This is a genomic window from Natronorubrum amylolyticum (genome assembly GCF_052040145.1).
In the GTDB taxonomy this organism is placed as follows: Archaea; Halobacteriota; Halobacteria; order Halobacteriales; family Natrialbaceae; genus Natronorubrum.
In genome coordinates, this window is the sequence record NZ_JBPPFW010000005.1 from 185,140 (window position 1) to 197,534 (window position 12,395).

At 62.0% G+C, this 12,395-nt stretch carries 13 protein-coding genes; 6 read left to right on the forward strand and 7 right to left on the reverse strand.

Annotated elements, in window-relative coordinates; translation table 11 throughout:
- Positions 1–189: 189 nt before the first annotated feature.
- Positions 190–1,842: an HTTM domain-containing protein gene (locus ACSFDB_RS18730; RefSeq protein WP_440772427.1), complete on the reverse strand. Its 1,653-nt coding sequence runs from the start codon at positions 1,840–1,842 to the stop codon at positions 190–192.
- 160 nt (positions 1,843–2,002) lie between these two features.
- Between ACSFDB_RS18730 and ACSFDB_RS18735 the strand changes: the two genes are divergently transcribed.
- Positions 2,003–2,509 carry a TspO/MBR family protein gene (locus tag ACSFDB_RS18735; RefSeq protein ID WP_440772428.1) on the forward strand — a complete coding sequence of 169 codons (507 nt, stop codon included), beginning with the start codon at positions 2,003–2,005 and terminating at the stop codon, positions 2,507–2,509.
- Between the two features lie 33 nt (positions 2,510–2,542).
- Here the strand turns inward: ACSFDB_RS18735 and dacB are convergent, their stop codons facing one another.
- Together dacB and ACSFDB_RS18745 are read right to left on the reverse strand one after the other, a co-directional pair.
- Positions 2,543–4,018, reverse strand: coding sequence for a D-alanyl-D-alanine carboxypeptidase/D-alanyl-D-alanine endopeptidase (gene dacB, locus ACSFDB_RS18740; protein WP_440772429.1), 1,476 nt, complete (start codon positions 4,016–4,018; stop codon positions 2,543–2,545).
- Positions 4,019–4,205: 187 nt separating this feature from the next.
- Positions 4,206–4,796: a dolichol kinase gene (locus ACSFDB_RS18745; protein WP_440772430.1), complete on the reverse strand. Its 591-nt coding sequence runs from the start codon at positions 4,794–4,796 to the stop codon at positions 4,206–4,208.
- 172 nt (positions 4,797–4,968) lie between these two features.
- On the opposite strand from ACSFDB_RS18745, the gene ACSFDB_RS18750 reads away from it, so the two are divergent.
- On the forward strand, positions 4,969–5,367 hold the full coding sequence (locus tag ACSFDB_RS18750) for a hypothetical protein (protein ID WP_440772431.1): 399 nt from the start codon (positions 4,969–4,971) through the stop codon (positions 5,365–5,367).
- A 126-nt stretch (positions 5,368–5,493) separates the two neighbouring features.
- On the opposite strand, the gene glyS is transcribed toward ACSFDB_RS18750, so the two are convergent.
- Positions 5,494–7,278: a glycine--tRNA ligase gene (gene glyS, locus ACSFDB_RS18755; RefSeq protein ID WP_440772432.1), complete on the reverse strand. Its 1,785-nt coding sequence runs from the start codon at positions 7,276–7,278 to the stop codon at positions 5,494–5,496.
- Complete coding sequence (locus ACSFDB_RS18760; RefSeq protein WP_440772433.1) at positions 7,271–8,122, reverse strand: CBS domain-containing protein; 852 nt, start codon at positions 8,120–8,122, stop codon at positions 7,271–7,273. Before ACSFDB_RS18760 ends, glyS begins: the two co-directional genes overlap by 8 nt.
- Before the next feature lie 131 nt (positions 8,123–8,253).
- On the opposite strand from ACSFDB_RS18760, the gene ACSFDB_RS18765 reads away from it, so the two are divergent.
- Positions 8,254–8,415, forward strand: coding sequence for a DUF7556 family protein (locus ACSFDB_RS18765; protein WP_440772434.1), 162 nt, complete (start codon positions 8,254–8,256; stop codon positions 8,413–8,415).
- A gap of 218 nt (positions 8,416–8,633) precedes the next feature.
- On the opposite strand, the gene ACSFDB_RS18770 is transcribed toward ACSFDB_RS18765, so the two are convergent.
- Positions 8,634–8,840 (reverse strand): hypothetical protein, encoded by a 207-nt coding sequence (locus tag ACSFDB_RS18770; protein ID WP_440772435.1) that lies wholly within the window; start codon positions 8,838–8,840, stop codon positions 8,634–8,636.
- 253 nt (positions 8,841–9,093) lie between these two features.
- On the opposite strand from ACSFDB_RS18770, the gene ACSFDB_RS18775 reads away from it, so the two are divergent.
- The 3 genes from ACSFDB_RS18775 to ACSFDB_RS21065 all read left to right on the forward strand — a co-directional run bounded on the left by ACSFDB_RS18775 (position 9,094) and on the right by ACSFDB_RS21065 (position 11,868).
- Positions 9,094–9,612 (forward strand): DUF7974 family protein, encoded by a 519-nt coding sequence (locus ACSFDB_RS18775; RefSeq protein ID WP_440772436.1) that lies wholly within the window; start codon positions 9,094–9,096, stop codon positions 9,610–9,612.
- A 58-nt stretch (positions 9,613–9,670) separates the two neighbouring features.
- Positions 9,671–10,177, forward strand: coding sequence for a hypothetical protein (locus tag ACSFDB_RS18780; RefSeq protein ID WP_440772437.1), 507 nt, complete (start codon positions 9,671–9,673; stop codon positions 10,175–10,177).
- Between the two features lie 353 nt (positions 10,178–10,530).
- Complete coding sequence (locus tag ACSFDB_RS21065; protein WP_502260896.1) at positions 10,531–11,868, forward strand: DUF6498-containing protein; 1,338 nt, start codon at positions 10,531–10,533, stop codon at positions 11,866–11,868.
- A 193-nt stretch (positions 11,869–12,061) separates the two neighbouring features.
- Here the strand turns inward: ACSFDB_RS21065 and ACSFDB_RS18795 are convergent, their stop codons facing one another.
- Positions 12,062–12,217 carry a hypothetical protein gene (locus ACSFDB_RS18795; protein ID WP_162832111.1) on the reverse strand — a complete coding sequence of 52 codons (156 nt, stop codon included), beginning with the start codon at positions 12,215–12,217 and terminating at the stop codon, positions 12,062–12,064.
- Between the last annotated feature and the right edge of the window lie 178 nt (positions 12,218–12,395).

Sequence of the window (12,395 nt, forward strand, 5' to 3'; positions counted from 1 at the left end):
TCACCCATGGACGACGCTGTTCGTGATGGAGTCGGACTCTGGAGCGAGTCCAACGCGGCGCAGAGAGCCAGAGCGGCACGGAGCGCGATGAAACGGCAGATCGGCGATCGATAATCGTCTCAGGGTAACGGTACGTTCGCTATCGATCGTGCGACGGACGAGCCTCACTGCTGTACGCGTCGAACCGCCTCACTCCGGCGGCTCGATCACCTTCGGCTCGTTGTCGCCACAGCCGTGGCGGTAGATCTCGAGGTACTCCCGATCCCGATTCTCCGGGTCGGTAATCGTCTCGGACGTCACGTCTTCGTGGACCGCGTACATGTTGACGTACGCAAGTTCCTCGTCGTGGTCTTCGGCCCACTGCTCGCAGATGTTGTCGGCCAGGTGTTCGGGGACCGCGTTCTGGACGCTGCCGCGGCGGACGCTGTTCATGTAGAACCGGTAGCGATAGGTGTCGTACTGCTTCTGTAACTGGCCGTCGTAGGGTCGCTCGTAGGACAACGGTCGCTCGTTGTAGGCGTCGACTAGCTCACCGTGTTCGGTTTCCGCGGGGAAGACGTAGTAGCGGTCCGTCGTCCGCGGATCCGGGCCGGCGAAGACGCCCCAGCCGATGGGTTGGTCGACGCCGAACCTCGAGGCGGTCGATTCGACCTGACTCACGCCCCTCGTCTCGGCGAGCGTCTCCTCGACCGTCCCCTCGACCCGGTCTTCCATCGGCTGGTCGCTCTCGTCGTCGGCCAGCGCGGCGCCGACGTTGAACACCATGACGGCCGCGACGAACAGGAGCGTGACGACGACGGCGCCGAGCGCGAGGGTGTAGGCGTGGCCGCGGAGCCGCACCGCTCGGTCGGAGTCCAGTCGATAGTTCGGGAAATGAGTGGCGACCCGCTCGAGCGACCCGGCGCGAGCGGAGAGCCGCTCGAGATCGATCCCCGCGTACCGTCCCAGCCGCTGTAGGTCGTCCCAGAACGGCGTCTGGAGGAAGACGAGCAGGCCCGCGAGCGCAACGTAGGGGAACGCGCCAATGCGAACCGAGATGGCGAACGAGAGGTGACCGGCCGCGAACAGGCCGATCAGGGGGTATCGCCAACGGCCGGGGAGGAAGATCAACAGCGGCGAGCACAGGAGGATGGTAAACCAGATCAGGCCGCCGAGCTCGAGAAACACCGGAAGCTGGCGGATGGTGTCGCCCAGCAAAAAGGTGATTTCGTCGATGCCGAGCACCAGCGGCGCGGCGTCGCCGCTCGTCCAGACATCGGACTGGGATTTGATGATCCCGTTCGTGAGGTACATGTAGACCATCTGGCCCATGATCAGCGCGGTCGCAGCGTTCGCGACGACCGATCTGGGCTCGCGGTCGGCGTGAACGGCGTCGACCGACCAGCGCTCGCCAAGCGGGAGGAAGACGGCCCAGAACAGCAGGAGCCGAAAGAGCGTGTCGGCGTAGCTGAGCACGAACGGATTGTGGTGGTCAAGCGAAACGACGAACAGGAACGTCAACACCGTCGCGAGTCGCGTCTTGTAGCCGACGATCAACTGGACGGCGATCAGCCCCTGGAGGACGAACAGGGCCGCGATCAGCGTCGGATCCGTCGTCAGATGGTAGACCGAGAACGGATCGCTCGCAGAGGCCTCCAGCACCAGCGACCGCGGGGCGACGCCGTCGTCGGTGTAGAAGTACCGGAAGTTCCGCGACCGGAGCAGCAGGTCGGCGACGACGAGCAGCCCCGCGAAGATCCGGAAGACGGCCAGCGTTCGCGTGTCGATTTGGACACGCCGGTGGAGAGCGGTTCGGAGCCGGCGTCCCGACTCGAGGAGGGCGGGACGGAGAGCGGGACCCATCTGTCAACGTGATTCTAACCGAACACTATAGGTATTTCTATCGGGAGAGTCGCGGTTCGGAACCGTTCGCGTTCGGATCGCTCCGCGCGCTGATCGCGTCGGTATCGTTCCCGTACGTCGACGGCGCCAGCGCTTTCCGGACCCGAGTCGTACGCGCGCTATGGTCGCCGACTTCGCCCGCGTCACGCGTCGACTGCCCGATCGCGATCCGCTGCTTCAGGCCGTCGGATTCGTGCTCGCGATCAACCTGATCGGGAGTCTCCCCGGGGTCCTCTCGTCGCCCGATACGCCCTGGTTTCGGAGTCTCACGAAACCGTGGTTCTACCCGCCCGGAATCGCGTTTCCGATCGTCTGGACGGTGATCTTCACCCTCCTCGGCGTCGCACTGTGGCTCGTCTGGCGCAGCGACTCCTCGGGTCGACGGCTCGCGTTCGGCCTGTTCGGAGTACAGATGGCGTTCAACGTCACGTGGACACCGGCATTCTTTACGCTCGAGGCGCCGCTGGTCGCTCTCGTCATCATCTTCGTCCTCTGGGGGCTGATCGTCGCGACGATCGCCGCCTTCCGTCGGGTCGACCGTCGCGCCGCGGCGCTGCTCGTGCCGTATCTCGCCTGGGTGACGTTCGCGACGGTGCTCAACTTCGAGCTCTGGCGGCTGAACGCCTGACTCGAGTCAGACGTCGTCTCGCCGATCGACCACTTACGCCGCTTCGTCGGCGATCTTCGCGACAAGCTCGTCGACCCGCGGCGACGCGCCGCTGGCCCGCTCGCCGGTGAGGTTCGCAGCGAGGACCGCGAAGCTCGCAATCGGCTCCTCGTCGTCCTCGACGACGCCCGCGAGACACGTCACGCCTCGAAGCGAGCCGCTTTTGGCCCGCACCGTCGGCTCGACGTCGGTTAAACGGTTCCTGACCGTCCCCTCCTCGCCGGCGATCGGGATCGTCTCGCGGAAGGTGTCACTCCACTCCGCCTCGAGCCCCCACTCGATCATCGCGACGACGTCTCGCGCGGACGCGAGGTCGTGTCTCGAGAGGCCGGAGCCGTCGCGGATCTGTGCCGTCTCCGCGCCGGCGTCCTCGAGTGCCGACCCGAGGATTCCCTCCCAGGCGGCCCAGGAGCCGACGCCGTCCCGTTCGGTGGCAACCGTCCGAGCGATGTTCTCGGCCACCATGTTGTACGACCAGTCGTTGAGCCCGTCCGTGATCGCGGACAGCGGTCGCGATTCGTGAGTCGCGAGCTCTTCCGTGAGTTCGATCGGTTCGTCGGTGATCTCGACTGCGGGTTCGGGCCCATCCCCGCCCGGGGTAATGCTGACCCCTGCCTCCTCGAGCGCCCTGACGAAGACGCCGGCCGCGTGCTCGTTGGGCGTTCCGACGGGGACGTCGGCCGTCGCCTCGTCGTCGGGCACCATTCGCCCGCCGACCTCGACGGTGTTCGTCCAGTGGTCGGGCGTCGTGATCGTCACGAACCGGTCTTCGTCGACGCACTCGAGGTCCACGTCGACGTCGATCAGCCCGGAATCGGGTTCGACCGCGACGTCGAACTCGCAGTCGTCTCCCTGCCGACTGACCGTGACTTCCACTTCGTTGTGATCGACGACGAACGCCGAACTCTTCGAGCCGTAGGAGTTCACGGCGTCGCCGAGCGTCCACGCCGGCGCGTGCTCGCCGTCGTCGAACGCGGAGACGTCGACGACGAGTCGGTCGGTGACTCGCCGGACGCCGGTCTCGGCGACGGCTTCCGCGAGCGCTTCCAGATCCGCCGCCGTCACGTCCGGATCGCCTCGAGCGACGATTCCGAGCGATTCGACGACCCGCTCGTTTCGCCGGTCGCCGACGACGCCGACGGTCGTCTCGTACCGGTAGTCGGGGCCGAGTTCGTCGAACGCGGTCGCGGTCGTCACCACCTTCGTCGTCGATGCCGGCGGCACGGGTCGGGCCGAGCCGCTGTCGGCGATCGACTCGCCGGTCTCGAGATCCCGAGCGAAGACGCTGATCGCCGCCTGATCGAGGTGGTCGAACACGTCACCGGCGTCGACCGGCGGCTCCCCGGAGTCAGAGTCGGTTGCGGCCGACACCTGCCCGCTCGTCGCCGCTCCCGCGATCATCGCGAGTCCCGTCGCCTGTACGAATCGCCGCCGTCCAAGTCGAAACGTCTCGAACATGGTTCGTTGCACTGTTCCAGACTCGTTGTTCTAACGTCCACACCTATTATGATAGAGTGTAACAGTCACACGAATCCAACAACGTTCGAACGATTCTCCGTCGATCGCTCTCGAGCGCTCGTTTCTCGTCGCTTCGAAGGCGGTCGATTTCGACGGTGAAAACTTCGATCTTCTCAGAGCGGGCGGCTTCGATCTCGATTTAGAGGGGGACGAACTCGAGGACGAGCCACGCCAACAGCCCCGCGTAGATCGGGATCGTCAGGTTGTCATCGACGATGTAGTCGCCGATCCGAACCTTGACTCCGTCGGCGATGGTCGCGCCGAGCGCCGCCGCGAGGACGGCCAGCGGGGTCTCGTAGAGAAACGGCGCGGCGATAATCGCGCTCACGACGAACATCGTGACGAGCACCTTCGGTCCCTTGATGAACTTGAGACTGTCGTCGGAGACGGCGCCGCTGATCGGGTCGCCGATCGCGAGCATCAACATCGCGGGGAGGGCGATCTGTGGATCGAACAGGAGCACGGCGACGGTCATACTCACCATGTAGTAGCCGTAGCCTGCGAACTGGTTCTGTTCGTAGTCGCGCGTTAGCTTGTCGTAAATCGTCCAGTCGAGTCCGACCTGGAGGCGGAGGAACTCGAGGCCGATCGTGCCGACGGCGAGGACGACCATCAGGACCTGAAACCGGGGCCACGTCAGTCCGAGATCGACGTAATCTGCGAGGAGGTAGAGGGCGACGAGCCCCGCCCCGCTCGAGTGGACGAGTCGTCGCTTCAGTTCGTCAGCCATCACGTTTCCCCTCGGACAACGGGACCTTCAGTCCGTCGGTTGTGTGCGCCGCGGGGTCGTCGGTTGTGATTATCGGTGAGCCCTCGAGCGATCGGACGAAGCCGGTTCCGGCGGAGCTGTTGACTAACCGATAGCTATTCGGTCCAGCCGCGATAATCGGGACTCGAGAAGGATGCGACGCTGGTACGGATTCTTTCCGGATCGGTCGCCGACGAAGGTCGACCTCGTGAGCGCCGTTTGTGGTGTCCTCCTCGTGGCGCTCAATGCGTCCACTGTCCGCGACTGGCGCTGGGTCGCCGTCGGAATCGTCGTCGGTGCGATCGTGCTGGGACCGCTCGCCCAGTCGCCGATCGGTCGGCGGATCGGATCGGCGACCCGCAATCTCGGGATTAACGGGCGCTTTCTCGTCATCGCGATCGGAATTGTCGCCGTGCTGGCGCTCCTGTTTCTGCCGCCGGTTCCGACCGAAATCGCCGTCGACGGTCTGGTCGGTGTCATGATCACGGTTCCGCTCTACGTTCTCGGTCACCTGCTCGTCGCTCGTGATCTCGGCGACTGGAGCCCGGACTGAGACGGACGTCCGTGCGTCGTTTTCGATTCGGCAGCGACCCGTCTGCGATTGTATCGGTGTGTCGGGACAGCAATCCGCACGAAGCCGTTTCGAAACCGAACCTGGCGCAGAAACTGAATCGAACCGCTACAGTTCGTCGAACTCGAGGTCGCCCTCCCGAATTTCGGCCAGCGTCTCGGCAAGGCCCTCGACCGGCAGGCGCTTCTGGTCGGTCGTGTCTCGCTCGCGGACGGTGACCGTGGTTTCCTCGTCTTCGATTGTTTCGTAATCCACGGTCACGCAGAACGGCGTGCCGACCTCGTCTTGCCGACGGTAGCGTCGACCGATGTTGCCCGAGTCGTCGTAGGTGATCGACAGTCCGGCGTCACGGAGATCGGCGACGACTTCGTTCGCCTGGGCCTCGAGTTCCGCGTCGTTCTGCAGCGGGAAGACGCCCACAAAGGTTGGGGCGACTTCGGGCTCGAGGTCCAGATACGTTCGCTCCTCGCCGTCGACCTCGTCCTCCCGGTAGGCGTGGTGGAGGACAGTGTAGACGAGGCGGTCGACACCGAACGAGGGCTCGACGACGTGGGGGACGATGTGCTCGCCGGCTTCGGTCTGCTCCTCGACCGAAAAGCCGGTCTTCTCGACGGGGAGTTCGTGGGTTTCGCCGTCGAGTTCGATTGCGACGGTGTCGCCGTCGAAGGCGCTTCGATCGCGGCCGGCGAGGGACTCGAGTTCCGCCACGACGGCCTGCGCGTCGCCGCCGAACTCCGGCCCGAGGTAGCTCATGTCGGGGTCGACGGTAGCGCGTTCGACCGTCTTGGGCTCGTCGTACTGCTTGAAGACGGTAAAGCGGTCGCCGGAGTGCTCGGCGTGTTTCGAGAGGTCGTAGTCGCCGCGGTAGGCGAAGCCGGCCATCTCGATCCAGTTGCCGTCGATCTCGCTCTCGGCGTCCCAGCAGTCGCTGGCGTAGTGGGCGCGCTCGCCCGAGAGGTGCTGGCGGAACCGGAATCGGTCCATGTCGACGCCGATCGCGTCGTACCACGGCTTGGCGACGCCGAGGAAGTAGGCGACCCACGGACTCGCAATGATGCCCTCCTCGACGGCGTCGCCGATGGTCGTCTCGATCTCGTCGCCGTCGTCTTTGTTCTGTTCGCTGGCCGGGTAGAGCGTGACCGCGACGTCTTCGACGGCCTCGAGCTCCGGCTCGTCCTCCTCGGGGTCGACGAAGTACTCGAGTTCGGCCTGCGTGAACTCCCGGGTTCGGATGATCGAGCGCCGGGGGCTGATCTCGTTGCGGTAGGCCCGACCGATCTGGGTGACGCCGAACGGAAGCTGATTTCTGGCGTACTCCTTCAGCCGCGGGAACTCGACGAAGATGCCCTGTGCGGTCTCTGGCCGTAAGTAGCCGGGCTGGGAGTCGCCGGGGCCGATGTTCGTCGCGAACATGAGGTTGAACGCCTCGACGGCCTGACCTGCGAGGCCGGCACCGCAGGACGGGCAGACGAGCTGGTGTTCGGCGATGACCTCCTCGACTTCCGGAATCGGGAGGCTCTCTGCGTCCTCGTACTCCGTGTTGTCCTCGACGACGTGGTCCGCGCGGTGGCTCTCGCCGCACTCGGGACACTCGACGAGCATGTCGTCGAAGCCGTCGAGGTGGCCCGAGGCCTCGAAGACGGGTTCGGGCATGATCGTCGGCGCGTCGATCTCCATGTTCCCCTCGGCGACGGCGAAGCGGTCGCGCCAGGCGTCCTCGACGTTGCCCTTCAGCGACGCGCCCTGCGGACCGAACGTGTAGAAGCCGCCGACGCCGCCGTAGGCGCCCGATGACTGGAAGAAGTAGCCCCGCCGTTTGGCCAGTTCGACCAGCTGCTCGCTCGTCGATTCGTCCGTCGTCGCCGTCGTCTCTGCGTGTTCGTGTTCACTCATAGAGTGCCTCCAGAAGGTCGACGTCACAGACGATGCCGACGAGCTGTTCGCCCGTGAGCATCGGAATCTGCTCGATATCGTTACTGATCATCTGTTGGGCGGCGTCCTGAATCGATGTCTTTGCTGAAACCGTCACTACGTCGTCGCTCATGAACTCGCTGACGGGTCCGTTCGGGATCTCGATGTCCCGCGTGGGCAGGTAGCGACTCCCCACGCCTTTGATCCCCTCCCACGACCACTCCGAGTCCTGATCCGGGAAGTTGTCGCCCGTTTCCTCCTCGCCCTCGACGATGCGAGCGACGTCGATGATGTCGACTTCCGTGAGGACGCCGCTCATTTTCCCCTCCTCGTCCAGCGCGACGGTGTAGGGGACGTTCGCGTAGTACAGTTCGCGCTCGGCGACCGGGAGCGGCGCGCCCTCGTAGCTCGTGTTCACGTCCGTGCTCGCGTAGCCCTCGACCGTGCCGTCGGTCTCCTGGTCACCCGTCGCGATCGCGTGGATCACGTCCGTCACGGTGACGATTCCTTCGAACTCCCCGTCGACGACGGGGACGCGGCGCGCGCCCTCGTCGACCATCAGTCGCGCGACGTCCTCGAGCGCGGTGTCGGCCGTCGTCGTCGGCACGTCCTCCATCAGCATGACGAGCTGGTCCTCGTCGGGCTGTTCGATCAGGACGTCCCGCGAGACGAGTCCGCGGTACTCGAGGCCGTCCTCGGTCGATTTGACGACCGGAACGGAGGAGAACGACCGCTCCTGTAGGTACTCCAGGACGTCCGAACGGGTGCCTGGGAGTTCGACGGTGACCACGTCCTCGCGGGGCGTCATGGCGTCGGCTACGTTCATATCACCACGATACGGCGAAAATGAGTATAAACCCAGTGTTTCGGACGCCCGCGATGGCGGGTGCCGATCAGTCGGCTGGCGAGATAGTCCGATTCGACGAGTTTATATGTGAGTGGGAGACACTCTCATACATGGCGACGAACCCCCACGCCATGGCGTCCGACGACACCGTCGTCGGTTCGATCGACTCGAGTAGCTCGAGTACTGACTACGTCATCGCCGATATCTCGGCCGACGATGCCTGGCTTTCGATGCGGGTAGACGACGCGCCGACGCTTCCGGCCTGGCGATAACTGGGGGTGGGGAAGAAACTGCGGACGGCTCGAAGCACCGATTTTGTACCGGTCCTCGATCGTGAACGGCTATCGGTACTGGTGAGAAAACCGGCGTTAGCGTCTCCTATTTGGCGTATACACGCGCGAATGTACCGCTGGAATTTCTACCAATTTCAGAAGATGCTTGCGACGGCGTGCAAGATCCAAGGCGCGAGTGTAACAGTGGGCCCCGAAAGCTACTCCGAAAGCAGACGACGAAAGACAAAGAAGCCACCTGCCCAGAAGACACCCCAAGCAATTCCACCCGCAACCGCGATTTCCGTCGATTCGCCGAATCCGAGTTGAATGACACCATAGAGTGAGCCTGTAAGAAGAGCCAGCGTAACGAACCAGACGATAGGATGGGTACGCAACCAGTCGCCTATCGCTCGCGTATCGTTCATAATTACTATCATTTAGGTTGAAATATATGTGTTGTGGGGAACTCCCTGCTGATACACTCACGCTCTCTATTCAGCAGGTCGTTTCTGACGCCTATCCGAGAAGTAGGTGGCTACTCGGGTAACGCCTCAGCCTATACAGAACGCTCTTTCACGAGCGCTCGTGCGATCGGAACGAGTTCAATTGCGACGGACCCATCGCACGAACTGCCGCCCGGCCCCACAGTTTAGTGGGTGAGCGTTGGACTGCCACTCGATGGTCGGTCCGCAACCGCGAGACGAGCGAGGGACCGATGCGGACGACGAGTTCGGTTTCCAGACCGATGACTCGCGCTACACCGTAGCGACGTTCCTCGCCTCACTCGTGCCGACGGCGCTCGCCCGGCGGTCGATCGCCGTCTCGATCGACACCGACCGCGACGTCTACGAGCGCGACGACCCCGTCGAGATCACCGTCGACTTCAAGAACCGCTTCCCGCTGCCCGTCTCGATCCAGACGCCCCGACAGCGCCGCTGGGGGTGGACGTTCGACGGCGAACTCGAGGCCAGCGACGAGCGCCGGTACACCCGCAGTCGCCCCTCCGAGTTCCGGTTCGGCGGCGGCGAGCGCAAACAGGCCACGTTCACCTGGAACGGCCGCCTCGAGCGCACGACGGATCGCGGCATGGACGAATCGATCGTTCCCGACCCCGGCGAGCACGAACTCCGCGCGTTCGTCGCGACCCACGACGACCGCTATCAGCCGAATGACGCGACGACGATCCGACTCGAGTAGTCGTCCTCCGGTTTCCGCCACCAGTAACCGTTTGGGCATGTGTGTCGTAGTCGCACACATGTCCCTCGAGCAGGTGTTTGCCCGGCTGCCGAACCCCAGTTCCCACACCTTTCCGGACTACTCGCTTCCGCGCGGCGAGCCAGTCTTGCCGATCGCGGTCACGCACGAGGAGCTGTCGACGCTGCTCGCGCTGTACGAGCGGTTTCGAGCCGTCGATCCGACCGGGATCGATTCGAATCCGATGCTCGAGGCGGCGACGACGTTCATGCAACAGTCGTTCGGCATCCCGCAGTACCGACCGGGCGAACAACTGGCGGACGACATCGCGGCGCTGCTCAACGATTTCTCGGACGACCTCGGCGGGCGGTCGCTGGGCGTGGTCGACGCGACGCCACACCACCACCGGACGCTGTACTTCTTTCTGGTCAGCTGTCGGGGCTATCACGCCGCGCCCCATATCCAGTTCGAGCCCGACGAAGCGGCCGTCGAAACGCTGTACGACGTCTACCAGCGAGTGGTCGAACAGGACGTCTATCTCAAGCATCCGGCGTCGGTACTCGAGTAGTTGTAGTAGCCACTGAACGTCACTGCGCACCCGATTGCTGGAGTGAGCGCGGTTCGGAGCGTACGCGGTTCGGAGCGAACGAAGTGAGCGAGAACCGCGGCAAAGCGAACGGGGAGCGAAAGCGACCCGTGAGCTATGCGATCGGTGTGTAAATCGTTTCAGTTGTTACTATAGTATCTCGTCTCTCTTTCTCTCGCAGATGTTCGTTGCTGACTCGAGAGCTTCGAGGGTTTCTCGGCGCCGGTCGATAGAACTCTGTGGAGACGGAACATACTCGCCAGTCGATGCCTCTGACTGGCAATTTCCACTCAAGAAAACACTTTTATTGTGATTTTACCTCTTTGGTACACAACATGGCCTCCACGCAAGAACGGGCTGATCGGGAGGACTCGGTAAATGTAGACTGGTCCGTTTTTGTTTCGTTATTCGTTGCAAATCTGATCCCGATTGGAGGTGTACTCGTATTCGAGTGGAATCTTGGTATCGTTCTCTTCATCTACTGGATCGAGTGCGGTGTCGTTATCGTCCTTACCAGCAAGCAATCACTGACCGCAAGGCGAATTCAGTTGCCACTTCCCGGTAAACGACGCAGATTGAGACTTCGAACAAAACGGGGGACAATTCAGGTTCCGTTTCTTGCAACCGAATTTCCAGTACGGAATAGTGTTTGCGTAGCACATCTCTCAGCCGTCTTCTTAATGTGGGTTGGGTCCGGGATCCTATTCGTCCACCCCGCATCATATGTTTCGTACTCGACGTTCAATACGCCCAGCGCTTTCGTGATCGGTATTCTTGCTGTTTCACTACCGCACATCCTCTACAACCGAACGTACGTCCAACAGCAGCAATATGTGCATTCGTCTCCGGAGCGACTAATGGACGTTCCGGCGTGGTATTTCGTCCTGTTTTGTGCTGGTTGTACGCTGCTACTGACAAACATCAACGCTGCCGACGTCTCACTATCAGACTCGCGATTGCGGTTTTCCGTTGTCGCCGGACTGTTTGTGTGGCTCATCATTCGGTTGTATCTATATCGGAACCAGGGTCGATTGTCTGATCCCCTCGACCAAGGTGTGGACCCGTTCAGTTATCAGCAACAGCACCCATCCGATGCGTTCAATGCGGAGGCTACGCTTCCGACTGTGGATCATCCATCAGACCGTCCACAGTATACATTCCAACCAAACCCACAGTTTTCGATTAGCCTCGTCCCCAGTACGGTGTCTCGAGCAATTTCACGACTGGCTCTTTTTGGTCCACTCTTTTTCGCAGTTGTCGGTCTGTTGTTCCTCATAGTGTCTTTCGCAACGTCGGATACGAACTTCTTGTTCGTGGCCGCGGTTGCCTTCGCTGGCGCGTATTTTATTGTACCAGTTCCGGCAACGATTCATGAATTGCTTACCAATTGGATATTACAGTACGAGTGCTACGAAGATCGGCTCGTTTGTTACGACCACTGGCTCGGCCAACCCCAGTGGGAACTGAGGTACGACGAAATCACGCAGATCAGTGTGCAGAAAAGCTGGATGAGTGATCTGCTTGGATATGGAAATCTACAACTCGAGACAAAGCAGGGCCAAACAGCTGAGTTAGCTTACTTGATGGAGTACGAGGAGGCTGCGAAATCATTCGAAGCACTTGTGGATGGGAAGTCGTTCCATGCTGCACAATGTGCGGCAGTAGACAAGTAGTGTCGGCTATCTGTGGGAAAACAACTCACAAGAGACGGAACCACTAACCAATTCTCCTCGGAGGTAGATTGTTGGGTACGTAGAGTTGCCGCTGTAGAAGCGTGTACATCGAGTTTCAGTGGCTACTACAGTCGGTTTTGATCGAATGAAAGTAGGGAAGATCGCAGTCGCACTGAGAGTCATCGGTTCGTCCTCACCCGGTGAGGAAGCCGCCGGGTGGAATCTGTCCCGATGGGCTGTAACCGTCCGTCTCCTGATCTCCACCGAACTGCGGGGAGTGTTCGATCGTTCGTCGTGCCTTTGCGACTCGTCGGGTGCCTGCCGTGACGGTGGCGAGTATCTTACTCATACAAGAGTAAAAAGACGCGGCACGCATATAAGTATTTCCGAGATGAAAGATTGTGTTAGTCAACCGTCGACGTCCACAGGATCGACCATATCACTAACGGGCACTTCAGAGCTCCTCGATACGGATCTGTGCCGAATATTCCAGACGGACGCTCGAGTCACGAGGTCATTTCACAAAC